The 23812-nt window shown below is 57.9% G+C and carries 22 protein-coding genes; 13 read left to right on the forward strand and 9 right to left on the reverse strand.

The window, feature by feature from the left end; genetic code table 11:
* Nucleotides 1-84: 84 nt before the first annotated feature.
* Together ACR0M2_RS12585 and ACR0M2_RS12590 are read left to right on the forward strand one after the other, a co-directional pair.
* Nucleotides 85-2340, forward strand: a complete 2256-nt coding sequence (locus tag ACR0M2_RS12585; protein ID WP_170349563.1) for an NADP-dependent malic enzyme — start codon at nt 85-87, stop codon at nt 2338-2340.
* A gap of 3 nt (nt 2341-2343) precedes the next feature.
* Nucleotides 2344-3213, forward strand: a complete 870-nt coding sequence (locus tag ACR0M2_RS12590; RefSeq protein ID WP_170376521.1) for a ribokinase — start codon at nt 2344-2346, stop codon at nt 3211-3213.
* On the opposite strand, the gene msrA is transcribed toward ACR0M2_RS12590, so the two are convergent.
* From msrA to ACR0M2_RS12610, 4 genes are all read right to left on the reverse strand, one after another.
* Complete coding sequence (gene msrA / locus ACR0M2_RS12595; protein WP_480705358.1) at nt 3210-3881, reverse strand: peptide-methionine (S)-S-oxide reductase MsrA; 672 nt, start codon at nt 3879-3881, stop codon at nt 3210-3212. The genes ACR0M2_RS12590 and msrA overlap by 4 nt on opposite strands.
* 97 nt (nt 3882-3978) lie before the next feature.
* On the reverse strand, nt 3979-4260 hold the full coding sequence (locus tag ACR0M2_RS12600) for an SCP2 sterol-binding domain-containing protein (RefSeq protein WP_480705360.1): 282 nt from the start codon (nt 4258-4260) through the stop codon (nt 3979-3981).
* Between the two features lie 79 nt (nt 4261-4339).
* Nucleotides 4340-4780, reverse strand: a complete 441-nt coding sequence (locus ACR0M2_RS12605; RefSeq protein ID WP_480705362.1) for a DUF1810 domain-containing protein — start codon at nt 4778-4780, stop codon at nt 4340-4342.
* Nucleotides 4777-6003 carry an argininosuccinate synthase gene (locus tag ACR0M2_RS12610; protein WP_480705364.1) on the reverse strand — a complete coding sequence of 409 codons (1227 nt, stop codon included), beginning with the start codon at nt 6001-6003 and terminating at the stop codon, nt 4777-4779. The genes ACR0M2_RS12605 and ACR0M2_RS12610 overlap by 4 nt, the downstream gene beginning before the upstream one ends.
* A gap of 141 nt (nt 6004-6144) precedes the next feature.
* Here ACR0M2_RS12610 and ACR0M2_RS12615 point away from each other — a divergent pair, with 141 nt between their 5' ends.
* Both ACR0M2_RS12615 and ilvA read left to right on the forward strand, forming a co-directional pair.
* Nucleotides 6145-6885, forward strand: a complete 741-nt coding sequence (locus ACR0M2_RS12615) for a hypothetical protein (RefSeq protein WP_480705366.1) — start codon at nt 6145-6147, stop codon at nt 6883-6885.
* 58 nt (nt 6886-6943) lie between these two features.
* Nucleotides 6944-8170: a threonine ammonia-lyase IlvA gene (gene ilvA, locus ACR0M2_RS12620; RefSeq protein ID WP_480705368.1), complete on the forward strand. Its 1227-nt coding sequence runs from the start codon at nt 6944-6946 to the stop codon at nt 8168-8170.
* Here the strand turns inward: ilvA and ACR0M2_RS12625 are convergent.
* Nucleotides 8167-8496 carry an Hpt domain-containing protein gene (locus ACR0M2_RS12625; protein WP_480705369.1) on the reverse strand — a complete coding sequence of 110 codons (330 nt, stop codon included), beginning with the start codon at nt 8494-8496 and terminating at the stop codon, nt 8167-8169. The genes ilvA and ACR0M2_RS12625 overlap by 4 nt on opposite strands.
* A gap of 156 nt (nt 8497-8652) precedes the next feature.
* Here ACR0M2_RS12625 and ACR0M2_RS12630 point away from each other — a divergent pair, with 156 nt between their 5' ends.
* A complete protein-coding gene (locus ACR0M2_RS12630) occupies nt 8653-9924 on the forward strand; it encodes a PP2C family protein-serine/threonine phosphatase (protein WP_480705371.1) in 1272 nt (423 codons plus the stop codon).
* On the opposite strand, the gene ACR0M2_RS12635 is transcribed toward ACR0M2_RS12630, so the two are convergent.
* Nucleotides 9921-10367, reverse strand: coding sequence for an NUDIX hydrolase (locus tag ACR0M2_RS12635; RefSeq protein ID WP_170349572.1), 447 nt, complete (start codon nt 10365-10367; stop codon nt 9921-9923). The genes ACR0M2_RS12630 and ACR0M2_RS12635 overlap by 4 nt on opposite strands.
* Before the next feature lie 76 nt (nt 10368-10443).
* Between ACR0M2_RS12635 and hslO the strand changes: the two genes are divergently transcribed.
* The 8 genes from hslO to ACR0M2_RS12675 all read left to right on the forward strand — a co-directional run bounded on the left by hslO (nt 10444) and on the right by ACR0M2_RS12675 (nt 19688).
* A complete protein-coding gene (gene hslO / locus ACR0M2_RS12640) occupies nt 10444-11421 on the forward strand; it encodes an Hsp33 family molecular chaperone HslO (protein WP_170349573.1) in 978 nt (325 codons plus the stop codon).
* Nucleotides 11405-12010: a CoA pyrophosphatase gene (locus ACR0M2_RS12645; protein ID WP_170396832.1), complete on the forward strand. Its 606-nt coding sequence runs from the start codon at nt 11405-11407 to the stop codon at nt 12008-12010. The genes hslO and ACR0M2_RS12645 overlap by 17 nt, the downstream gene beginning before the upstream one ends.
* Nucleotides 12007-13161, forward strand: a complete 1155-nt coding sequence (locus ACR0M2_RS12650) for a CCA tRNA nucleotidyltransferase (protein WP_480705373.1) — start codon at nt 12007-12009, stop codon at nt 13159-13161. Before ACR0M2_RS12645 ends, ACR0M2_RS12650 begins: the two co-directional genes overlap by 4 nt.
* Nucleotides 13162-13352: 191 nt before the next feature.
* Nucleotides 13353-15191, forward strand: coding sequence for an ABC transporter ATP-binding protein (locus ACR0M2_RS12655; protein ID WP_480705374.1), 1839 nt, complete (start codon nt 13353-13355; stop codon nt 15189-15191).
* Nucleotides 15188-17020: an ABC transporter ATP-binding protein gene (locus ACR0M2_RS12660; RefSeq protein ID WP_480705376.1), complete on the forward strand. Its 1833-nt coding sequence runs from the start codon at nt 15188-15190 to the stop codon at nt 17018-17020. The genes ACR0M2_RS12655 and ACR0M2_RS12660 overlap by 4 nt, the downstream gene beginning before the upstream one ends.
* Nucleotides 17021-17077: 57 nt before the next feature.
* On the forward strand, nt 17078-18307 hold the full coding sequence (locus ACR0M2_RS12665) for a class I SAM-dependent RNA methyltransferase (protein WP_480705378.1): 1230 nt from the start codon (nt 17078-17080) through the stop codon (nt 18305-18307).
* A 20-nt stretch (nt 18308-18327) separates the two neighbouring features.
* A complete protein-coding gene (locus ACR0M2_RS12670) occupies nt 18328-19113 on the forward strand; it encodes an ion transporter (RefSeq protein WP_170349843.1) in 786 nt (261 codons plus the stop codon).
* A gap of 56 nt (nt 19114-19169) precedes the next feature.
* Nucleotides 19170-19688 (forward strand): L,D-transpeptidase family protein, encoded by a 519-nt coding sequence (locus tag ACR0M2_RS12675; RefSeq protein WP_480705380.1) that lies wholly within the window; start codon nt 19170-19172, stop codon nt 19686-19688.
* Here the strand turns inward: ACR0M2_RS12675 and ACR0M2_RS12680 are convergent.
* Genes ACR0M2_RS12680 through ACR0M2_RS12690 form a run of 3 tightly spaced genes read right to left on the reverse strand, consistent with a single transcriptional unit; the run spans nt 19672 to nt 23807 of the window.
* Nucleotides 19672-21117 (reverse strand): nodulation protein NodH, encoded by a 1446-nt coding sequence (locus ACR0M2_RS12680; RefSeq protein ID WP_480705382.1) that lies wholly within the window; start codon nt 21115-21117, stop codon nt 19672-19674. The genes ACR0M2_RS12675 and ACR0M2_RS12680 overlap by 17 nt on opposite strands.
* Before the next feature lie 6 nt (nt 21118-21123).
* On the reverse strand, nt 21124-22824 hold the full coding sequence (locus ACR0M2_RS12685) for a DUF5927 domain-containing protein (protein ID WP_480705384.1): 1701 nt from the start codon (nt 22822-22824) through the stop codon (nt 21124-21126).
* On the reverse strand, nt 22821-23807 hold the full coding sequence (locus ACR0M2_RS12690) for a glycosyltransferase family 2 protein (protein ID WP_480705386.1): 987 nt from the start codon (nt 23805-23807) through the stop codon (nt 22821-22823). The genes ACR0M2_RS12685 and ACR0M2_RS12690 overlap by 4 nt, the downstream gene beginning before the upstream one ends.
* Nucleotides 23808-23812 lie beyond the last annotated feature (5 nt).

Below are 23812 nucleotides of genomic sequence, written 5' to 3' on the forward strand. Positions count from 1 at the left end.
GCCGAAAACTCATTCTCGTTGAGGCGCGCGTTTTCCTGCGCTATGAGGCGACAGCCCAACAGATGTAAAGAAACGACATATCAGATGCCCAAAGCGAAAATTACCGACGAAGAAGCCCTGGCCTTTCACCTGGACCCCACCCCTGGCAAATGGGAGGTGCAGGCCACGGTTCCAATGACAACCCAGCGTGATCTGTCGCTGGCCTATAGTCCCGGTGTCGCTGTTCCATGTGAAGCAATCGCGGAAAACCCCGAAACGGCCTATGACTATACCAACAAGGGCAATCTGGTCGCGGTAATCTCGAACGGCACGGCGGTTCTGGGGCTTGGAAATCTGGGCGCGTTGGGCTCAAAACCGGTGATGGAGGGGAAATCGGTCCTGTTCAAACGGTTTGCCGATGTGAACTCGATCGATATCGAGTTGGACACTGAAGACCCAGATGAATTCTGCCGCGCGGTGAAGCTGATGGGGCCGACCTTTGGCGGCATCAATCTGGAAGACATCAAGGCGCCCGAGTGTTTCATCATCGAACAGCGCCTGAAGGAAGAGATGGACATTCCCGTCTTTCACGATGATCAACACGGCACGGCGGTGATCTGCGCGGCAGGTCTGCTGAACGCACTGCATATCTCGGGCAAAAAGATCGAGGATGTGAGGATTGTTCTGAACGGTGCGGGTGCGGCGGGTATCGCCTGTATCGAACTGCTCAAGGCGATGGGCGCGCGGCATGAAAACTGCATCGTCTGCGACACTAAAGGCGTTATCTACCAAGGCCGGACCGAGGGTATGAACCAGTGGAAATCGGCCCATGCGGTCACCACTGAACTGCGCTCGCTGGAAGACGCCATGAACGGCGCGGATGTGTTCCTGGGCGTTTCAGTCAAAGGCGCGGTCACGCAGGACATGGTCGCCAGTATGGCAGACAACCCGGTGATTTTCGCCATGGCCAATCCAGATCCTGAAATCACGCCAGAAGAGGCGCATGAGGTGCGTGTGGATGCCATCGTCGCCACGGGGCGCAGCGATTACCCGAACCAAGTCAACAACGTGCTGGGCTTCCCCTATCTGTTTCGGGGTGCGCTGGACATTCATGCCCGTGCCATCAATGACGAGATGAAAATTGCCTGTGCCCATGCGCTGGCCCGTCTGGCGCGCGAGGATGTGCCGGATGAGGTTGCGATGGCTTATGGCAAATCGCTGACCTTCGGTCGCGATTATATCATCCCGACACCTTTTGATCCCCGACTGATCCATCGTATCCCACCTGCCGTGGCCAAGGCGGGCATGGATACCGGCGCAGCGCGGCGTCCGATCATCGACATGGACGCCTATGAGCTGAGCCTCAAATCCCGCATGGACCCGACCGCCAGCATTCTGCGCGGCCTGAACGCCCGTGCGCGCCAAGCGCAAAGCCGTATGATCTTCGCCGAAGGTGACGATCCACGTGTACTGCGCGCTGCTGTGACCTATCAGCGGTCTGGTTTCGGCAAGGCCCTGGTTGTCGGTCGCCCCGATGACGTAAAACAAAAGCTGGAAGAGGCCGGGCTGGGCGATGCCGTGCGCGAGTTGGAGGTGGTGAATGCCGCCAACACCACGCATCTCGAGACCTATACCGATTTCCTGTACAAGCGCCTGCAGCGCAAAGGTTTTGATAGCAAGGATATTTACCGCCTAGCGGCGCGTGACCGGCATGTGTTCTCATCCCTGATGCTGGCGCATGGGCATGGTGATGGCCTGGTAACCGGGGCCACGCGCAAGTCAGCGCATGTGCTGGACCGGATCAATCACGTGTTCGACGCGGACAAGGCGCATGGTGCGGTGGGTGTGACCGCCCTGTTGCATAAGGGGCGGATCGTGCTGATCGGTGATACGCTTGTGCATGAATGGCCGGACGAGAATGACCTGGCCAATATCGCCGAACGCTCAGCCGCCGTAGCCCGTCATATGGGGCTTGAGCCGCGCGTGGCCTTCGTCAGTTTCTCGACCTTTGGGTATCCGGTGTCGGAACGGGCCGAAAAGATGCACCGCGCGCCTGTCGTGCTGGATAAGCGCAAAGTGGATTTCGAATACGAGGGCGAGATGACCGTGGACGTTGCCCTGAACGAGGATCAACAGGCAGGCTATCCGTTCCAGCGCCTGACCGGCCCGGCGAATATCCTGATCGTTCCCGCTCGGCATTCGGCGTCGATCTCGACCAAGCTGATGCAGGAAATGGGCGGGTCCACGGTGATTGGCCCGATCCTGTCTGGTGTAGACAAGCCGATCCAGATCTGTTCGACCGGGTCGACGGCGAATGATATTTTGAACATGGCCATCCTGGCCTCGTGCGATATCGCTTAAGCCATGACGATCTGGAACCTCGGCTCGATCAACGCGGACATGATTTATGACGTGCCGCACCTGCCCGGACCGGGAGAGACGCTTTCGGCCAATCGGCTGGATCGGTATCTGGGTGGCAAAGGGGCAAATATGTCTGTGGCCGCCGCTCGGGCCGGGGCGCAAGTGGCGCATATCGGGGCCGTGGGGCCGGATGGGCGCTGGGCGCTGGATCGTATGACCGAATATGGCGTGGACACGCGCCATATCACTGGAGTCGAGGTTCCGACCGGTCATGCCATCATTGCGGTGGACGCACAGGGTGAGAACAACATCATTCTGTTCCCCGGCTCAAACCACGCGATCACTCAGGGTCAGTTGGGGCAAGCGCTGTCCTCGGCCCTGCAAGGTGATGTGCTGGTGATGCAGAACGAAACCAACTTACAGGTTGAATCTGCAAAGATGGGGCGCGATCTGGGGCTGACTGTCTGCTATGCCGCCGCACCGTTCCAGGCTGACGCGGTTCAGGCCGTGTTGCCGTATCTGGATTTTCTGATCCTGAATGAGATCGAGGCTGAACAACTACAGCAGGCAACCGGGCAATCCGTTACCGACCTTGAGGTCGAGCATGTAATCGTCACTTTGGGGTCAAAAGGAGCGCGGTATTACCATCGCGGCGCCGCTACGGATTTTCCGGCGCACAAGGTAAAGGCCGTGGATACCACTGGCGCAGGGGATACTTTCACCGGCTATGTTCTGGCAGGAATGGATCGCGGGATGCCAATGGCACAGGTGATTTCACAAGCAAACCGTGCCGCGGCCTTGATGGTCACGCGGCACGGCACAGCTGATGTTATTCCCGATCTCAAAGAGGTGCGCGAAGCGCGGCTCGATTAAGACCCCGCGAACGGTGCGTCACTGCCCCAAAGCTGCTTGACCCGGTCATCACGGCCGCAGGCTTTGCGATAGGCTTTGTACGCGCTGTGCTGGCGTTTGGGGCCAAAGCGGGTCAGGACCAGCTTGTTCCCCTTATAGTAATCCTGATGATAGGCCTCAGCCGGGTAGAATGCCCCTTGCTGCAGGATTGGCGTCACGATCTGTTGCCCCAGAGCGTTCTGGGCACTTGTCTTGGCTTGCTGAGCCAGGGCTTTTTCCCCAGCGTTAGAGACGAAAATGGCCGTGCGGTAGCTGTCACCCCGGTCACAGAACTGACCGCCCGCATCCGTTGGGTCGACCGAACGGAAGAACATACTCAGCAGGGTTTCACGGGAAACGCGGGCCGGGTCAAAGGTGATCTGAACCGCCTCGTAATGGCCGGTTTCGCCTTTGGTGACCTGATCATAGGTTGGATTGGCGGTACTGCCACCGGTGAAACCCGACACGGCGCCAGTCACGCCCGGAACGGATTCGAAATCGGATTCGACGCACCAGAAACAGCCCCCTGCAACCGTCAGGGTTTCGGACCCGGCGGCGGGTGCCGGGGCGGCACGCAGCAGGGCGACAAGAGCGATCAACGTGAACTGAAGCGTAGGTTTGAAAAAATTGAGATTGGCGATGCGGGTCATGGCAGGTCTCCTTTTCGGGATAAGGCTGCCCTGACTTATGCGTTGGCGCAATCCGCTGACATGGTTTGTCACGGGGTGGTGAGACGAGTTTATCGTCTTAACCTAGCAGCTGTCCCAGCTTCATCGCCACACCCATATTGCCCGAAATCTTGAGCTTGCCCAATGCTACGCCGGTCATCGGGTTCAGCTTGCCCGTCAGTAATTTGGTCAGGTTGTCCTGCGAAATGCGGATGGTGCAATCGGTGTCGCGATCCTGTGTGCTGGCCCGATTTTCGGCTAGAACGATGACACCATCCTCGCCACAATCGAATTTCAGCGAGCCCTCAAAGCTTTTGCCATCCAAGCCTTGCTGAATGCCTTTGGCGATGTCCTGCAGCATCTTTGTCCCCTTCACAATTTGCCTATGCGTAAAGAGAATGGGCGTTCTTGTGCAAGGGTGACCCAACTGGACCCTGCAATCACGACATTTGCAGGATTTGCCGGGTCCGCTCACAGGGTTGCCCATCATAAAAGGCATCAAGAACAGTCTGAAACTCTGACGGAGCTCCGGGCACGGATGCAAACAACGTCATCGAGGACCGCAGTTTCTTTGCGTCAACCCCACCCAGAATGTCACTGGCATCGCGCCCCTTGTGCTGCAACATCAACCCAGCAACCTTGGTCAGGCGCTGGCGGAGGTCTGGATTATCCAGATAAGCTGTGGCCTCATCCAAATCCTCGATCCCGTACAGCTGCGCCATGTGAGACCGGCCAAGTTCGGCCAATTGCGGAAATACAAACCACATCCAGTGGCTGGTTTTCTGTCCTTGTTCCAATTCGCGCAGGACGTCGGACCAGACCGCGTCCTGCGCTTCGATGAACAGATCGAGTTCGTCGTTGATGTCGTCGTCGTCGATCACTTGGACAGGCGCTTATCCCGCGCCGCCAGCAATTTCAGGCGCAGCGCGTTCAACTGGATAAATCCGGCCGCGTCTTTTTGGTCATAGGCGCCGGCGTCATCTTCGAACGTCACATGCTCTTCAGAATACAGCGAATGATCCGACCAGCGACCCACGGTCGAAGCCAGACCTTTGTACAGTTTCACGCGGACAGTGCCGGTGACATGGTCCTGAGATTTGTCGATGGCGGCTTGCAGCATTTCCCGCTCGGGGCTGTACCAGAAGCCGTTATAGATCAGCTCGGCATATTGCGGCATCAGCTGATCTTTCAGGTGCATCGCGCTGCGGTCCATGGTGATGGATTCGATCCCACGGTGCGCTTCCAGCAGGATGGTACCGCCGGGTGTTTCGTAGATACCGCGCGATTTCATGCCCACGAAACGACCTTCGACCAGGTCCAGACGGCCAATACCGTGCTTGCCGCCATATTCGTTCAGCTTGGTCAGGATGGTTGCGGGGCTCATCGCCTCGCCATTGATGCTGACCGCGTCGCCTTTTTCAAAGCCGATCTCAATGAACTCGGGCTCGTTCGGTGCGTCCTCGGGGTGGACGGTACGCTGATAGACATAGTCTGGCGCCTGATCTGCGGGGTCTTCCAAAACCTTACCTTCGGACGAGGTGTGCAGCAGGTTGGCATCGACCGAGAACGGCGCCTCACCGCGTTTGTCCTTGGCAATTGGGATTTGGTTCGCTTCGGCAAATTCCAACAGCTTGGTGCGGCTGGTCAGGTCCCATTCACGCCAGGGTGCAATGACCTTGATGTCGGGGTTCAGGGCATAGGCGGCCAGTTCGAACCGCACCTGATCGTTGCCTTTGCCGGTCGCGCCATGTGCAACGGCGTCGGCACCGGTGGCCTCGGCAATCTCGACCAGACGCTTCGAGATCAGCGGACGCGCGATTGAGGTGCCCAGCAGATACAGGCCTTCGTATTGCGCATTGGCGCGGAACATCGGGAAGACGAAGTCGCGAACAAACTCTTCGCGGATGTCCTCGATATAGATGTTTTCGGGCTTGATCCCCAGCAGCTCGGCCTTTTGGCGGGCGGGCTCCAGCTCTTCACCCTGACCCAGATCGGCGGTGAAGGTCACGACCTCACAGCCATACTCGGTCTGCAACCATTTCAGGATGATCGAGGTATCAAGGCCACCGGAATAGGCCAGAACAACTTTCTTGGGCGCGGACATCTGACTTCCCCTTATGCGTAAGACGCTTGGCCCCTAACGGGTTTTGAACGTGGGGGCAAGTTATCTGCGTTGACCCTGGGTGGGAATTGAGGTGATACAGGTGGAAAGAGAACAACGATTGGTTGAGAGGGCGGTTTCAGGATGTTGAGTTGGCAGATTTTCAAACATGCGCTTGGAATGATTTTCAATGATTTAGGCACAGCATTGCGCGTTTCGTCTCCTGTAATTGCGGTGTCTCTGCTGGGAGTGCTTTTGTTCATCGTAAAAGGGCCGGCATTTGTAACAGGAGAGCAGGGAGTTGCCGGTGGGGTTTTTCTGCTCGCGATCCTGAACTACATCGCTGCACTTTGGGTGGCTGTTGGATGGCATCGCTATTGTTTGCTGTCAGAATACCCAGGCAAAGTATTCCCTGAATTCAACGGGTCACGCATTTTGGCTTATTTTGGCTGGGCGCTGCTGCTGGGATTAATCTTTGCGGGAATGGCCCTCGTTTTAGTCGGAGTTGTTTATGTCGTCGGAGGGATTGGAACCGGTTCTTTCTCACTGCTCGGCGGAGCTGTCTTGACCGTTGGTTTCATCTTTATTTTTTGGGTTGCGCAGCGTTTGAGCCTGATACTTCCGGCAAGCGCAGTTGGGAACACGATTTCAATATCTGAATCGTGGCGCGCCACTCAAACAGTAGCGACGGCGATAATTATGGTTTTTCTATTTTTCTTCGCGTTTAGCTTTGTTCTGGGGTTTCTCGCAGGGTTTGTCGGTGCCTTTTCCGGGTTTCTGGGTTTTGTTCTTCAGGCTGTTGTGAACTGGATGATTGCGATGGTCGGCCTGAGTATCCTAACGACGTTCTATGGTATTTGCGTTGAAAAACGCGAGCTCGCCTAACCCGCGTACACATATGTATTCCTTGCTCTTTTAGTCGGGATAGGCCACTGAAACGGTCATGACTGATTTCATGACCCGCGCCCGCGCCGCCGAACAGGCGATGCGCACCGTCTTTCCCGCGACGCCTCTGCAGCGGAATGCCCATCTGTCTGATCGGTTTGGTGCTGACATCTGGCTCAAGCGTGAAGACCTCAGCCCGGTGCGGTCGTATAAAATCCGTGGTGCGTTCAACGCCATGCGCAAGCAGCAGGGGCAAGAGCTTTTCGTCTGCGCCAGCGCGGGAAATCATGCGCAGGGCGTGGCCTTCATGTGCAAGCACCTGAACGTGCGTGGTGTGATCTTCATGCCGGTGACGACGCCGCAGCAGAAAATTCAGAAAACCCGCATTTTTGGCGGCGACAATATCGAAATTCACCTGACCGGAGACTATTTCGACGACACGCTGGCCGCTGCGCAGGCGTGGTGTGCGCAGCAGGGCGGGCATTTTCTGTCGCCCTTTGATGATGAGGATGTGATCGAGGGGCAGGCGTCTCTGGCTGTCGAGGTTGAGGCGCAGCTGGGTGGCGTCCCGGATCACGTGATCCTGCCTGTTGGCGGGGGCGGCATGTCCTCGGGCGTGGCGACATGGTTCGGGGATCGGACACATTGCCTGTTTGTCGAACCCAAAGGCGGGGCCTGTTTGCATGCGGCCATGGCAGCGGGGCATCCGGTGGCGTTGGATCACATCGACAATTTTGTCGATGGGGCAGCGGTCGGGAAGATCGGGGCGAAACCGTTTGAACTGCTCAAGGATCGCCACCTGTCCGACGTGTTGGTCCTGTATGAGGACCGTATCTGCACCACCATGATCGAAATGCTGAATGTCGAAGGCATCGTGCTTGAGCCCGCAGGCGCTCTGGCGATCGAGGCGGTGACTGATGTGCAAAGCTTTATCCGCGGCAAAACCGTTGTCTGCGTCACCTCGGGCGGCAATTTCGATTTCGAACGTCTGCCCGAGGTCAAGGAACGGGCGCAGCGTTATTCCGGCGTCAAAAAGTACTTTATCCTGCGCCTGCCGCAGCGCCCCGGCGCGTTGAAAGAGTTTCTGGGCATATTAGGGCCGGAAGACGATATCGCCCGGTTCGAATACATGAAGAAGTCGGCGCGCAATTTCGGTTCGGTCCTGATCGGCATCGAAACCCGTAAGCCCGAGAATTTCGCACGCCTGTTCGCGCATCTGGATGAGGCTGGCTTTACCTATACCGACATCACCGAAGACGAGACGCTGGCGCAGTTCGTGATCTAGGACAGGTTCGCGGCTTTCTCGGCAAAGAACACAGTTTTGGAGTTGTCATAAACGGCCAGGAGGGCAGGCAGATCGACGTCACTGGCCTTGCCAGCGGCGGCGTTGCGCTCTGCGTCCTGACACAGCTTGAAAAACCGGTCGAACCCCAGACTCAGCGCGCTGCCCTTGAGGAAATGCATGTTCTGTTCGAACTCAGCCCGGTCGGTGTCCTGATGCAGCCGGTCGATGGTTTCCTGAACCTCGTCCAGAAAGATCTGCACCACCTCTTCGAATTCGTTGGCACCCACTTCATCCTGCAGTTGTCTGACTCTGGACCAGTCGATCATGTTCGGCCTCTCCACACATATCGCGACCTGACTTGCGTAGCTCACGGCGAGTAAAGAGCGGGTTAAGCAACAAGACAAAGACGCCTTCACCGGATGTTAAACCGCCCCGCGCTAGGGTCGCTGCGTTCCGTAAAGGTCGCAGTGCAGAGGGTTCAGGTGGCAGAAGGCAGTCAGGCAGAGGCCAGGACAGAGCTGGATTTTGGTGCGATCCAAAAGGTGCTTGTCGTCGATGACAGCCGCCTGCAACGGCGGATTCTGGTGGCTTCACTGAAAAAATGGGGCTTTGAGGTGCTTGAGGCCGACAGCGGTGATGTTGCGATCGAGATGTGCGCCACCGACCCGCCGGATCTGGTGGTCAGCGACTGGGTGATGCCGGGGATGAGCGGGCTGGAATTCTGCCGTGCCTTCCGGGCGCTGGAAAGTGATCAATATAGTTACTTCATCCTGTTGACCTCAAAAAGTGAAAAGCAAGAGGTGGCGCGCGGGCTGGACGCTGGTGCGGACGATTTCCTGATCAAACCGCTTGAGGCGGATGAGCTGCGCGCGCGGATCTCGGCCGCGGCGCGGATTCTGGATATGCAGCGCGAACTGTCCGAGAAGAACCGGATGATCGAATCCGCGTTAGAAGACCTGCGCGTGGCGCATGATGCCATCGACAAAGACCTGATTCAGGCCCGGAAAATTCAGGAATCCCTTGTCCCCGAACTGACGCGGGATTTCGGGAAATCGCGGGTCAGCATGCTGCTGAAACCCTGCGGGCATATTGGCGGTGATCTGGTGGGGATGTTCTCGCCCGGGGTCAATCGGCTGGGGTTTTACAGCATTGACGTGTCGGGCCACGGTATCACCTCGGCGATGATGACGGCACGATTGGGCGGCTATCTGTCCAGCAATCATTTCGATCAGAACGTGGCGATGGAAAAACGCTTTGACAAGTTCTATGCTCTGCTGCCACCCGAACAGGTGGCCGAGATGCTCAATTGCCGCCTGATGGCCGATGCCGGCGTCGAAGAATATTTCACCATGGTCTATGCTATTGTCGACTTGCGCAACGGGCATCTTAAGATGGTGCAGGCCGGGCACCCGCATCCACTTGTTTTGCGCCAAGACGGCAGTGCCGAATTTCTGGGCGAAGGCGGCCTGCCCATCGGTTTGCTGCCCGATGTGTCCTTTCAGCGGATCGAAACTTACCTGCAACCTGGCGATAAACTGATGCTGTATTCTGATGGCTTTACCGAGTGTCGTCTGGCCGATGGCGGCTTGCTTGAGGAAGAAGGCCTGCAGCAGATGGCCCGCGATTGTGCGCCCGACCGCAGCGGTACTGAGTTTCTGGACGATATGTTCTGGCGCCTGACGCAGGCCATGGCACCGGGCAGCGGCATGGATGATGACGTGTCCGCCGTGTTCTTTGAATATAACGGAGCTTAGAAACTGTTCAGATGTCGGGTAGCAAAGTGACGGTCCCCCTCGTTGCCAAGCATCTGCACCGCAACGGCAGTTTCCATCCAAAGTGCTTCGTGAAACTCTTCGCGAGGCGGTCCCATCCGGCGCACCGGACGAGCGCTGTAGATCATGCAGATTTTCTCGGCCCAAAGGTCATATTCAGGCATAAAGGTGAACCGGCGAAACGCACCGATCCGCCGCGGGGCGGCGATCAGCCAGCCGGTTTCTTCGAACACTTCGCGATGCAGCGCGGTAATCGGGGATTCGCCCGGATCAATGCCACCGCCCGGCAGCTGCAATTCGGGGTTCAGCCCGTCGTCATACCACGTGACCAGCAGGTCTTTTCCTTGCGGCAGCAACGCATAGACACCCGGTCTGCGTGTATATGTACGCCCTTTTTCCGGGGTTTCACCGAACCGTCTGATCATGTATGGCCCCTTCAAACCCAATCTGTTCAACCTATATGGTGCCGGTATGCCAACCCGTGGCGTGTAAGGAAACCCCATGTCTCTTGGAACGAAAATCGCGTGGGACGATACTGTCCTGCCCTTTCAACTTGATGTATCGGATATGCGCGGCCGTGTAGCCCGTCTGGATGGCGTGCTGGACGGTATCCTGAAGCAGCATGACTATCCCGAAAAGGTCGAGGCGTTAGTGGCCGAGATGGCCCTGCTGACCGCGTTGATCGGCCAGACCGTTTCGCTGCGTTGGAAACTGTCTTTGCAGGTGCAGTCCAAGGGCCCGGTGCGCATGATCGCGACCGATTACTTTGCGCCCAAGGTCGAGGGAGAGCCGGCCCGCATCCGCGCCTATGCCAGCTATGATCGCGACCGCCTGACCGATGGCGGGCCGTTTGATCAGGTGGGCGAGGGTTATTTCGCCATCATGATCGACCAGGGTGAAGGCACGCAGCCGTATCAGGGGATCACTCCGCTGGCGGGGGGCTCGATCTCTGCCTGTGCCGAGGCGTATTTCGCACAATCCGAGCAGCTGCCGACGCGGTTCTCGCTCAGCTTTGGCAAATCGACCGAGCCGGGCGTCGGTGAACACTGGCGCGCGGGCGGAGTGATGCTGCAGCACATGCCCAAGGCCTCGCCCTTTGTGGCGGACGGACAAGGTGGGGGGCAGATCCTGACCGCCGAAGATCTGGTCGACGGGGAAGAGAGTGAAAACTGGGGCCGCGTCAACATCCTGTTGGATACGGTCGAGGATCTCGAATTGATCGGGCCTTCGGTGGCGCCGACCGACCTGTTGATCCGGCTGTTTCACGAGGAACAGCCGCGGGTCTATGACGCTCAGTCCGTGCAATTCGGCTGCACCTGTTCGGAAGATCGTGTGCGGCAAAGCCTGTCGATCTATTCGGCCAAGGACATCGAAAAGATGACCACGCCCGAAGGCAAGGTAACCGCCGATTGTCAGTTCTGTGGCGCACATTACATACTGGAACCGGGTTCGGTCGGCTTTGATGCGGACGACGCCTGATCCTACGGACCAGCTGCGGGCGGCCCTGCGCCGCCCCGGCCATGGTTCAAGCGATTTCGACCTGAACCCCGAAACCATCCTGCCTGAAGGGCGCAAATTGCGCCCGGCGGGGGTGCTGGTTCCGATTACGGTGATTGACGACACGCCGCGGCTGATTCTGACGAAACGATCCTCGGCTCTGAAACACCACCCCGGCCAGATCGCCTTTCCCGGCGGTAAGCAGGATCAAGGCGACGTAGATGTCACCGCCACTGCCCTGCGTGAGGCGCAGGAGGAGATCGGTCTGCCGCCCGACTTGCCCGAGATTCTGGGCCACCTATCGTCTCATGAAACCGTCACGTCCTTTACCGTTACACCGGTTGTCGCGATCCTGCGCGAACCGTTTCAACTGACCCCCGAACCGGGCGAAGTGGACGAGGTGTTTTCGGTTCCGCTTGCACATGTCCTCAACCCCGCGAATTATATCGTTGAATCGCGCCGCTGGCGTGGTCACAAACGGTATTATTTCACGGTGCCGTTCGGCCCCTACTACATCTGGGGCGCGACGGCCCGAATGTTGCGGGGATTGGCCGCACGGGTGAATGAATGACGCGAATTTCTGAGGCCTGGGTTACTGACCCGGCAACGCAAAAGGTCTGTGCGGCGTTGACGGGCGCTGGTGCGCAGGCGTTGTTCGTCGGGGGTTGCGTGCGCAACGCGCTGCTGGGCGCGCCGGTCTCGGATATCGATATAGCCACCGATGCGCGCCCCGAACGGGTGATGGAGCTGGCGCAGGCAACGGGCCTCAAGGCCATCCCCACCGGAATCGACCACGGCACGATCACTGTGGTCAGTGGCGGTGCCCCGCATGAGATCACCACCTTTCGCCGCGACGTGGAAACCGATGGCCGCCGGGCGGTGGTGGCTTTCTCCGACAAGGTGGAAGAGGACGCCGCGCGCCGCGATTTCACCATGAATGCGATCTATGCGCGGCCCGATGGCAGTATTCTCGACCCGTTGAACGGGCTGCCCGACCTGCAATCCCGCCGTGTGCGCTTTATCGGCAACGCCGAGAACCGCATTCGAGAGGATTACCTGCGATCCCTGCGGTATTTCCGGTTTCACGCCTGGTATGGCGATGCAGAGGCTGGGTTTGATCCGGACGCTCTGGCGGCGATTGCGTCTAATCTGGACGGGCTAGAGGGCCTGTCTCGTGAACGGGTCGGGGCCGAACTTCTGAAACTTATGGGCGCATCCGATCCGGCACCCTCGATTGCCGCGATGCGTCAATCGGGAGTTCTGGCCCGGCTGTTGCCAGGGGCCGAGGACCGTGCGTTGGCACCGTTGATAGCCTTAGAGGAACAGGCCGGAGCCGCGCCTGAGTCAATTCGGCGTCTGGCCGCAATCACAACGCCAGAAATCGCCGAGACTCTGCGCTTGAGCAAGGCGCAATTACAACGTCTGACCCGCATGCGGGATGAGGCATCCGGTACCGCCAGCGTTGCCGAACTGGGGTTTCGCTATGGCGAAGAGGGCGGCTTGCACGAAACCCTGCTGCGCTGCGCCTTCCTTGAACAGCCGTGGAGCGAAACCTTGCGCACCGATCTGCACAAAGGGGCTGAGGCTGATTTCCCGATCAAGGCCACCGACCTGATTCCCGATTTCACCGGTCCCGCGCTGGGCAAAAAACTGGCCGAGCTTGAGGCGCGCTGGATTGCATCAGGCTTTGCGCTGACCCGCGAGGAATTGCTGAGCATCTGACACGAAGTCTCAAAAGGGGATGACAAATCAACTTCTTTGTGGTTTCGTGCGCCTGTCACATGAATGGAGGGATGCGAATGTATTACGGGATCTGGTTCGGCTAAAGCCGGAACACTTTGACCCGTAGGGGTGGTGTTCTGGCGCCATCTTTCTTCGCATGACCTATTTACTGCTCAATCGGAGCACTCTCCATGTTTCGCTATTTCGAAAACCTTGTTGACCCTTTTGCCGACTATACCGAGACCGACACACCGCCCACGCGGCTGTGGCCGTTTATGCTGGATTATTCCCGACCTTTCATGCGGGTGTTTTTCTGGACCGCGCTGATTTCAGTCATCGTCGCCGCGGTCGAGGTCGGGCTGATTTATTACATGGGCCGCGTGGTTGACCTGTTGTCTGGCCCTCCGGCTGAGGTCTGGCAGGCCCACGGGACTGAATTGATTCTGATGGCTGTGTTTGTGCTGCTGTTACGGCCGATGCTGCATGTGGTTGATGTCCTGCTGCTGAACAACACGATCCTGCCGAACTTTGGCACCATCATACGTTGGCGGGCGCATAAGCACGTGCTGCGTCAGTCCGTGGGGTGGTTCGAGAATGACTTCGCGGGCCGTATCGCAAACCGGATCATGCAGACGCCCCCCGCCGCGGGTGAGGCCGTGTTTCAGGTTTTTGACGCGATTTCTTTCTCGCTGGCTTATCTGATCGGGGCGGCGATCCTATTGATGGCGGCCGATCCGCGCCTGTTGTTGCCGCTGCTGATCTGGTTTGCACTATATGCATTGTTGGTGCGCTGGACGGTCGCTCGGGTCGGACCGGCGTCCAAGGCGGCGTCGGATGCGCGCTCGGCGGTGACAGGTCGGGTGGTGGACAGTTACACCAACATCCACTCGGTCAAGATGTTCGCGCATGATGATCAAGAGTTGGACTATGCCCGCGAAGCCATCGCTGAAACCCGTCGCACCTTCCAGGTTGAGATGCGGATCTTCACCATTATGGATGCGGTTCTGGTGACGTTGAACGGCCTGCTGATCGTTGGAGTTGTCGGTTGGGCCATTGCCTTGTGGATGCAGGGCAGTGCCACGGTCGGTGTGGTGGCAGCGGCGACCGCACTGACCTTGCGACTGAATGCGATGACCGGTTGGATCATGTGGGCGTTGACCAGTTTCTTCCGCCAGCTTGGTGTGGTGGCCGAAGGGATGGAGACGATTGCCCAGCCTATCGACCTGCTGGATGCGCGGGATGCGAAACCTTTGCAACTGACCACAGGTCAGATCGACATCCGCGACCTGTCGCATCACTATGGCCGCAAAACCGGTGGGCTGGATCATATCAACATGACCATTCAACCGGGTGAAAAGATTGGTCTGATCGGGCGGTCCGGTGCCGGAAAATCGACCCTAGTAAAGCTGCTTTTGCGGTTTTACGACGTGGAACAGGGCGCAATCCTGATCGACGACCAGAACATCGCAAGCGTCACTCAGGACAGTCTGCGCAGCAAAATCGGTATGGTGCAGCAGGACAGCGCCTTGCTGCATCGTTCGGTGCGCGACAACATCCTCTATGGCCGTCCCGAGGCGACTGAGGAACAGATGATCGCCGCCGCCAAACAGGCCGAGGCGCATGAATTCATCCTCGACCTGCAAGACCCACAAGGACGCACCGGCTATGACGCGCATGTGGGGGAACGGGGCGTAAAGCTGAGCGGTGGTCAACGGCAGCGGGTGACGCTGGCGCGGGTGATCCTGAAAGACGCGCCTATCTTGCTGTTGGATGAGGCGACATCTGCTCTGGATTCCGAGGTCGAAGCGTCGATTCAGGAGACCCTCTACGGCATGATGCAAGGTAAAACCGTGATCGCCATTGCCCACCGGCTGAGCACCATTGCGCAGATGGATCGTATTCTGGTTATGGATGGAGGTCGGATTGTAGAGCAGGGCGGCCATTCCGAATTGTTGGCGCATGGGGGGCTTTACGCTCAGTTCTGGGCGCGGCAATCTGGGGGCTTCCTGAACCCGGAGGCTGCGGAATGAAGGCTGCCGATCTTATAGATCCGTTCAAAAACTCTGAGACGCCCCCGCCGCAAACGCTGGGGGCGTTCATCCGTTGGTGCCTGTCCGGCGCGTGGCCGATGATTTTTGTCGCGGCCAGTTTTTCGGCCATGGCTGGCGCGATGGAGGCAGGAACGGCCTGGATGTTGGGTCTGGTGATCGATCTTGCCTCGGAAAATGGACCTCAGGGTTTTTTCAACGCAGATAATCTGTGGATGATTCTGGGCGTGGTGGCATTTTTCATGTTGCTGCGCCCGGCGCTGTTCGGGCTGTCTTCGGTGACGAACAACTATATCGTCATGCCCAATGTGCCGCCGCTGGTGCTGGCCAAGCTGAACCGCTGGACCCTTGGCCAATCGGTCACTTATTTCGACGATGATTTCGCGGGCCGGATCGCGCAGAAACAGATGCAGACGTCGAATGCGTTGGCCTCTGTCGTGTCCGAGACAATCAGTGCAATTGTGTTTGCCTTGGCCTCACTTGCCGGTTCTTTGCTCTTGTTAGGGTCTATTCATCCACTGGTGATGTTACCTTTCGCCGGGTGGCTGGTGGTGTATTTTCTGCTGATCCGCTGGTATCTGCCACGCATTCGCGCCCGGTCTGCTGCGCGGGCTGGCGCGCGCGCCATGGTGTCCGGGCAAGTGGTTGATACCATCACCAATATCAAGACCGTAAAGCTGTTCGCCCATTCTGCGTTCGAGGATCAGGCCGCGCGAAACTCGATGGTTGATCTACGCGAAAAGATGTTGGCCTTCGGGGCATTGTCCGCCAGCTTCCGATTTATCCTGATGGTGCTGGCCGGGGTTCTTCCGGTTCTCTTGCTGGGCGCGACGCTGCTTTTGTGGAGAAACGGGATTGCGACGGCGGGTGATATCGTGGCGGCTGGCGCGGTTTCAATCAGAATTGCGCAGATGACCGGCTGGGTCAGTTTCACACTGATGGGGCTCTACGCGAATGTGGGTGAGGTCGAGAACGGTATGAAGACGCTTGCCAAACGCGACCGGGTCGAGGACGTCGCGCAAGCCACTGACCTGACAGTGACCGAGGGGCGGATAGATTTCAACCATGTCAGCTTTGCCTATGGTCGCGATGTGGGCGGTGTGTCCGATGTGAGCATGACCGTGCATCCGGGTGAAAAGCTGGGAATTGTTGGGGCCTCGGGTGCTGGGAAATCCACTTTGGTCTCGTTGTTGCTCAGGCTCTATGACGGGGAAAAAGGCATTATTCGCATTGATGGGCAAGATGTCAGCCAGGTAACGCAGGACAGTTTGCGTAGTCAGATCGGCATGGTCACGCAGGAAACTGCGATGTTCAACCGTTCGGCGCGTGAGAATATCCTGTATGGCCGCCCAAACGCGTCAGAAGACGACATGATTGCAGCGGCGAAGAAGGCCGAAGCGCATGATTTTATTCTTAGCCTACAGGATGCCCATGGCCGCAGCGGCTATGAGGCGCATCTGGGCGAACGCGGTGTGAAGCTCAGCGGTGGGCAGCGGCAACGGATCGCTCTGGCGCGCGCTATCCTCAAAGATGCGCCGATTCTGGTGCTGGATGAGGCGACCTCGGCGCTGGATTCCGAAGTTGAGGCGTCGATTCAAACCGCCCTGCACCGGGTGATGCAGGGCAAGACGGTCCTGGCGATTGCACATCGCCTGTCCACGCTCAGCGAGATGGACCGGATTATCGTCCTGGATCAGGGGCAGATCGTCGAATCCGGCACCCATGATGCGTTGTTGGAGCAGGGCGGGCTGTACGCGCGGTTCTGGCATCGCCAATCGGGCGGGTTCATTCAGGCCGAAGCCGCCGAATAGCGCACAAAGCGTGCTAGGGGGTTTTGTTGCGCGCAAAGCCCCGGTATCAGGCCCCTTATGACGCAATACTTCACCATAAATCGCCTGGGTCATCAGGGAGACGGCATTGCTGACGGCCCGGTTTACGCGCCGCGTACCCTGCCAGGTGAGGTGGTAAGTGGTACATTAATAGGGCAGCTGCTGACTGACCTACGGGTTGAAACACCCTCGGACCAACGGGTGAAACCTCCTTGCCGTCACTACAAGGCCTGTGGTGGATGCCAATTGCAGCACGCAGCAGATGATTTTGTGGCCGACTGGAAGGTCGAAGTGGTGCGCACCGCACTGGCGGCGCAGGGGCTAGAGGCGAAGATGCGCCCGATCCATACTTCGCCCGAGCGGTCGCGCCGCCGTGCCACGATCGCCGTGCGTCGAACCAAAAAGGGCACACTGGCCGGATTCCATGGCCGAGCGTCCGACACGATCACCGAAATCCCCGAATGTCATCTGCTGGACCCGGCCCTGATTGCTGCCATACCGGTGGCCGAGGCGCTGGCTATTCTGGGCGGAAGTCGCAAGGGCGTGCTGGCCGTGACACTGACCTTGTCCGAAGGCGGGCTGGATGTGGCCGTCAAGGGTGGCAAACCGCTGGATGGGCCGTTGGAACTGGCATTGGCGCAGGCAACCGAGAAGCACGGCTTGGCGCGGCTTAGCTGGGATGGTGAAGTGATCGCAATGCGCCAACCTCCGATGCAACGCTTTGGGGGTGCTGGGGTTGTGCCACCGCCCGGAGCATTCCTGCAGGCGACAAAAGACGGGGAACAGGCTCTGTTACAGGCGGTTTTGCAGGCAATACAGGGTGCGAAGCGTATTGCCGACCTGTTTGCAGGCAGTGGGACCTTCTCACTCCCCCTCGCCGAAAATGCCGAGGTTCACGCGGTCGAAGGTGAAGCCGCGATGACGGATGCGCTGGATCAGGGCTGGCGCCGCGCGCAAGGGTTGAAACGGGTCACGACCGAGTCCCGCGACCTGTTCCGCCGCCCGCTGATGCCCGATGAGTTGAAATCCTTTGACGCCGTTGTGCTGGACCCGCCCCGCGCTGGGGCCGAGGCGCAAGTTGCCGAACTGGCACAGGCGCAGCGCCCGGTGATTGCATATGTCTCGTGCAACCCGGTGACCTTCGCGCGGGACGCAAAAACGCTGGTTAATGCGGGCTACACTCTTGAATGGGTACAGGTGGTGGACCAATTTCGATGGTCGTCACACACGGAACTTGCCGCGCGGTTTGTATGGGGGCCCGCATCATGAGCAGACAGGAGAGTGTCAATATGGGCTTCAATCAGCGTCTGCTGACCATCATCGAACATCCCACTTTTGGCCGGTTCATCACTGCGGTCATCATCTTTAATGCTGTGTTGTTGGGGATGGAGACATCGCCAACCCTGATGGAGGCCGCGGGACCCCTGATCGTGACGCTGGACACAATCTGTCTGGCCATTTTCGTGGCCGAGATCGCCATGAAGCTGTTGGCGACCGGGCGACGGTTCTTTCTCAGCGGCTGGAACGTTTTTGACTTTATCGTTGTCGGCATCGCCTTGATCCCCAGCGCCGGGGGGCTGTCGGTGCTGCGGGCGTTGCGAATCCTGCGGGTACTGCGGGTTATCTCGGTCGCGCCGCGCCTGCGGCGGGTGGTCGAGGGTTTTATTTCGGCCCTGCCGGGCATGGCCAGCGTATTCCTGTTGATGGCGATCCTGTTCTACATCGGTGCCGTGATCTCGACCAAGCTGTTCTCTGCCACTTTCCCGGACTGGTTCGGCGACCTAGGTCTGTCGGCCTATACGCTGTTCCAGATCATGACGCTGGAAAGCTGGTCCATGGGCATTGTCCGTCCGGTGATGGAGGTCTACCCCTATGCCTGGCTGTTCTTTGTTCCGTTCATCATGGTCACCACCTTTGCGGTCGTGAACTTGCTGGTCGGTCTGATTGTAAACTCGATGCAGGATGCGCATCATGCCGAGGATGAGGTGCGAACTGACGCCTATCGCGACGAAGTATTGGAACGGCTGGAAAGCATCGAGCGCCGCCTGACCGAACAGCAGCACATTAAAAAGTGATTTCAGTTTTTCGGAAATCTGGCATAATGCTGAAAAAAAAGAGCAGGCAGTGAAACATGGATCGTCGAGCATTTGGATTGGGCGCTATGGCAACGCTGGGCCTTTCGGCCTGTGCCACAGCTAGCCCACGATTTCTGACATACGATGGCCCCGAGGTGACCTCATTGGTCATCAACAAGGGTTCGCGGAAGATGTATCTTCTGCACAACGAAACCATTCTCAAGGAATATAAGGTGGATCTGGGCTTTGCGCCGAATGGCACAAAGACCAAGCGCGGTGATGGCCGCACCCCCGAAGGCAGTTATCTGATCGACCGTCGCAACCCCAACAGTCGCTATCACCTGTCGCTGGGGATTTCCTATCCGAATTCCAATGATATCGCGCAGGCCAAGGCGGCCGGTGTTGATCCGGGTGGTGATATTTTCATTCACGGTCAGCCGAAAAAGCGGTCGGAACTGAAACGCGCCAAGAAGACAGCGGATTGGACTGCCGGTTGTATCGCCGTCAAGAATGAAGAGATCGAAGAGATCTATGCGATGGTCAACAAGGGCACACTGATCACGCTGCGCCCGTAACTGGTTCCCAATCCCCGAACCCGAATTGCATATAGTCGCGCTGGTAGGCCTCAGCCGCCAGCGTTTCTAATTTGTCGTCATAAATTTCGGCCAGCGTGAACGGGATTTCCGGCGCGCAAAACCCAGGTGTTGGTGGGCTGTGATGCCCCATCCGTCTGGCTAGATCGGGCAGGGTTGTTGCGATCTCATCCTCGCGCAGGATGAGGTCAGGCAGAGCAAAGGATGCCATTCCGTCTAATACCTGAGACTGGCTGCACCACGTTCCATCCACACGAATGGGCGTCTGTCCGGCTAGATTTTGGCCTAGGAAGATTAGGAAAGCCGAAAACGCCTCATAATGCTGATCAACCGGGTAATTGCCGTCACGCAGCTGACCCGGGATCGGAATTTTGAACCGGTTGCGCAGCATATTTCGGATTTTCAGGTAAGCGCCGGGCCCGGTGCTGAGAATGTTGGAACAAAAGGCCGAATGCGCCCGTGCCAGAGGGTGCTGTAGTACCGTGAATTTTCGGTGTCCGGGATGAGCGTGCAGCCATCGCCGCATCTGTTTGCGGTTCAGATTGGTGACCAGCTTGTCGGTGCTGACCGAGTCAAGATCGGCCATCCATTGGGTCACAGGTGCCTCAAGCCCGCCGCGTATCGGCATAAACATTAGCGGCGTATGCGGCGCGGCAACAAAATTGCCGACGGTCGATCCGCGCCGGGGCTCGAAATTCGGGGTGCGATGCAGGTTGAAACTGTCGATCCGGGCCAAGGCATGCTCGGTCTCTTCCGGGTTTGTCACTTTGGACAGGGTCGGGCCCGGGTTTTGCGGCTTGATCGTATCGTCAATCGAAGCCGACCGCGCCGATATACCCAACCACGCGGCCAGCCCGTTCAGCACCTCCAGATTGGTCAGGTCGTCATAGGAAATGTAAAACCCGGTTTGACCCGTTCGCTGAAGGGTATTGAGCAACAAGAGCTGAAAATCCTGCTGTCTATCCAGATAGGATTCAAACTCTTCCGCACTAAACTCTACCTGTGCTTCGCGGCGGCGTTTGATGTTCTTCAGTTGCCACTGCTTGGTTTCCCGCGCAATTTTCAACGAAACGTAACTGTCCAGAGGATTGCGCGTCAAAATGATTTTGGCGCAGCGTGGGTCAGCCAAAACAGGCTCTAACACGCGGTTATCGTGCCCCTGAAAGAAGCGGAACCCATTTAACTCGCCGGGTGCATCTTTGATTGCCTGCACCAGTTTCATCGGATCGCCGTCACGATCTTCCAAAGTTACATCCAACAGACTTTCAGATTTCAGCCGACCAATGAAATGTGGGTTGAATGCCTCACCAAAGCTGGTGACGCCTTCAAGCGCGTTGAGATTAAACTCAAGCAGGTTGGACCCGGTGCGCATCGCGGCGAGGATGACGAAATAGTCGAACTTGGATGTCATGACAGACTATTGCACCAGATAGGGTTTCTTGAATGGCCGAACCCGCGCGCCGAAAATATCATCCGCCGGAAAATCCCCCACCAAATAAGGATGCATTCCCTGATTTTTGAGGTTCTGGAGGAATTGTCCAAAGCCAGTCAAATCCACCATTTTTGGCGCCTCGGTCAAATGGTTCGCGCGATGGGTGCCGATTTCCTCAATCACGGTCTGCATGGGCTCCATCGGAGATTCCACAAATTCGGCCAAGGACCAGGTCCGCACCTGCGCCTTGGTCCAGACCGAGCCCAGAACCTCAAGCTGTTTGGTTTCAATCTGTTGAAGGCGTGCCGCTTCACAGCGGATATCGGCGAAATTCATGTTCGACCGGAACAGTGGGATCGCCCAGGCCCCGGTGATAACCGAGATTTGCGCGTTCTTATCCCGCGCCAGAAACCAGCTGATCTTTTGCGTATCCCCGGGACCGAATTGAAAGCACTGCCGCTCACCCCGTGTGTTCCAGATCAGGTTCGAGATAAAGGCCGTAGGGTTATAGTCACGCAGAACCGCACAATCGCTGAGCGCACCGTTTGTGATCGTGTCCCCGTTGGCGAACTCGGCCCGAGCGGGGCCAAACAAGTGCCCATGCACCCGTGCGCCTGTGGTCTCAGCCAGCCAGGGTTCAAAATCCTCGAACAGCTCGGCAAAGCCCTGAAATACCGAATAAGGGAATGAGGTCAGGCCGTTCTCACTGCCGTGGCGAGGAAAGCGGCTTTGCATGTACAGCCCGTCGCGCCCACGGGTTCGACGCTCGACCGCTTTGGAAAACACCCGGTCGATCTTGCCCGGGTTGGGTTCGGCTGGTCGCATGGCGCTGCTCTGATCGGTCAGAAAGGCCTGATACAGCCGATCAGCACGCGTCCAGATCTTTCGGGCCACAAAACAGTCCGAGCGGCGCAGCAACTGCAGATGATCATCATAAAAGATATGTGGTCGCCCCTGATAGTCGAATTTCGACAAGGTCAGCGACCGGCTTTCGATGTGGGTGGAATACAGTCGGGCCAGCGTCTGGAAATAGCTTTCATCCGGAATCCAGACGCGGCGGAAATAGCGGTCATAGGTCTGCCGCTTGGGGTCCTGCAGAATGGCCGACAGGGTCTGTCGGGTCAGGCACCACCATTGGCTGCCCATATGCGGCATCAGCCCTTCGGGGATTTTGCGGCGCATCCCGAGGGCGCGTTGCAGTTTTACATAAGCGTCGAACAGTTTGCGGTTCCGGCGCCAGGAAAACGGAAAGCGCAGTGTAAAACGTTCCTGATCCAGCCCACCGATCGTCCAGCTGACATCGGCGGTCGTGGCGCTTTCGATGAAATCGACCCGAGGCCGGTCAGAAAGATAGTCGATCAGCTCATCCACGGGCCGTAGGGGCAGGCAGGCCCCCGAAGACAGGTAGACGTGATGAACGTCCGGAAAAGCCCCAAGCATCAGTTCGGACGCGGATTGTGAGGCCGCGACAATTCCCCAACTACCCCATTCGCAGGTATGGCGTTCCGAGAACCGGATCAACGCTTCATCCGCGAATGCGGCAACGAAATCGGAATAAACTTGATCCGGCACTTTGCGGTCCACATGGATCACCACCGGACAGCCCGATGCCGTCCAATGCCGTGCCACCTGCTCGGCCCGGTGCAGTGCTGTATGAACCAGCATAACAACGCCCAGACGGCTCATGCCCAGTTTCCTTTCGACATGAGGCCAAGAATCTCTAACTGACGCCAGTTGATGTATTTCTCGGACCGGTCGCACCAGAATACCGGCTGCTCGTCCAGCCCCTGGGCATATGCGCGATATTCGCCCGAGCGGCGGTAATGCTGGCCGCGCTGCATCTCTTCGCGGGCTTTGTCGCCCAGCGTGCTGATCAGCTTTGCGTGCAGCAACGCGCCACTGGTCTTTTCACCGCCCCAATCGTCATAAACCTGGTTTAAGCCACGCGGCAGCAGCGAATGGGTCGAGCTGACATAGACATAGCGACAGTCCCATTTGACCAAGGGGATCTTGTTCAGCGCAGGCGCTTGCAAGGGGGTGTCGCGAAAGAACACGCGCGCACGAGGTCCCCCCTGAATCCACAGATTCTTATACTCGGGGTTCTTTGTGATCATATAGTTGCCGGCATCAAACCAGCGGGCGATCTCAAACGGGTCCTGCCCTTCGTGATACGGCTGAGCATCCACTGGTCCTTGCGGATACATGTCGATCAGCATGGTGCCGAAACTGCGTACCGCGCAGCCGTCCAGCCAATCGGTCAGGGCGCGGATCGGACGGGTGTCGCAGAACGGATAGATAAGGAACTCATCCGGGTCGACTGTCAGAACCCAATGTCCGTGTGCGTATTTTCGCAACAGGTAGTTTGACCAATCCAATCCAAACGAAGCCTGTTTATAGCTGGCATTTGCCCGCCAGACCGAAACGTCGGGTTGGCTTGCCAGGTATTCGCCCGAGCCATCATCGCTGTCGTTGTCGACAAACAGAAAATGATCGACGCCCAACCTGCGGTAGTATTCCAGAAAGTAAGGCAGGCGGATTTTCTCGTTCCGCAGAACGCTCATCAACAAGATATCGTCGCGTTGGATATCGTTGGTCTTGTCGGATATCGGCTTTAATTGCCGACGTTTGCGCAGGCAGCGCACCAGACGACGCTTGCGCCGTAATCTCATTCGGT

The organism is Ruegeria sp. BE10 (genome assembly GCF_056538905.1).

Coding starts and splice junctions, on each gene's coding strand:
- ACR0M2_RS12585 (WP_170349563.1), top strand. CDS start 85: ATGCCCAAAGCGAAAATTACCGACGAAGAAGCCCTGGCCTTTCACCTG.
- ACR0M2_RS12590 (WP_170376521.1), top strand. CDS start 2,344: ATGACGATCTGGAACCTCGGCTCGATCAACGCGGACATGATTTATGAC.
- msrA (WP_480705358.1), bottom strand. CDS start 3,881: ATGACCCGCATCGCCAATCTCAATTTTTTCAAACCTACGCTTCAGTTC.
- ACR0M2_RS12600 (WP_480705360.1), bottom strand. CDS start 4,260: ATGCTGCAGGACATCGCCAAAGGCATTCAGCAAGGCTTGGATGGCAAA.
- ACR0M2_RS12610 (WP_480705364.1), bottom strand. CDS start 6,003: ATGTCCGCGCCCAAGAAAGTTGTTCTGGCCTATTCCGGTGGCCTTGAT.
- ACR0M2_RS12615 (WP_480705366.1), top strand. CDS start 6,145: ATGTTGAGTTGGCAGATTTTCAAACATGCGCTTGGAATGATTTTCAAT.
- ilvA (WP_480705368.1), top strand. CDS start 6,944: ATGACTGATTTCATGACCCGCGCCCGCGCCGCCGAACAGGCGATGCGC.
- ACR0M2_RS12625 (WP_480705369.1), bottom strand. CDS start 8,496: ATGATCGACTGGTCCAGAGTCAGACAACTGCAGGATGAAGTGGGTGCC.
- ACR0M2_RS12635 (WP_170349572.1), bottom strand. CDS start 10,367: ATGATCAGACGGTTCGGTGAAACCCCGGAAAAAGGGCGTACATATACA.
- hslO (WP_170349573.1), top strand. CDS start 10,444: ATGTCTCTTGGAACGAAAATCGCGTGGGACGATACTGTCCTGCCCTTT.
- ACR0M2_RS12645 (WP_170396832.1), top strand. CDS start 11,405: ATGCGGACGACGCCTGATCCTACGGACCAGCTGCGGGCGGCCCTGCGC.
- ACR0M2_RS12650 (WP_480705373.1), top strand. CDS start 12,007: ATGACGCGAATTTCTGAGGCCTGGGTTACTGACCCGGCAACGCAAAAG.
- ACR0M2_RS12655 (WP_480705374.1), top strand. CDS start 13,353: ATGTTTCGCTATTTCGAAAACCTTGTTGACCCTTTTGCCGACTATACC.
- ACR0M2_RS12660 (WP_480705376.1), top strand. CDS start 15,188: ATGAAGGCTGCCGATCTTATAGATCCGTTCAAAAACTCTGAGACGCCC.
- ACR0M2_RS12665 (WP_480705378.1), top strand. CDS start 17,078: ATGACGCAATACTTCACCATAAATCGCCTGGGTCATCAGGGAGACGGC.
- ACR0M2_RS12670 (WP_170349843.1), top strand. CDS start 18,328: ATGGGCTTCAATCAGCGTCTGCTGACCATCATCGAACATCCCACTTTT.
- ACR0M2_RS12675 (WP_480705380.1), top strand. CDS start 19,170: ATGGATCGTCGAGCATTTGGATTGGGCGCTATGGCAACGCTGGGCCTT.
- ACR0M2_RS12680 (WP_480705382.1), bottom strand. CDS start 21,117: ATGACATCCAAGTTCGACTATTTCGTCATCCTCGCCGCGATGCGCACC.
- ACR0M2_RS12685 (WP_480705384.1), bottom strand. CDS start 22,824: ATGAGCCGTCTGGGCGTTGTTATGCTGGTTCATACAGCACTGCACCGG.
- ACR0M2_RS12690 (WP_480705386.1), bottom strand. CDS start 23,807: ATGAGATTACGGCGCAAGCGTCGTCTGGTGCGCTGCCTGCGCAAACGT.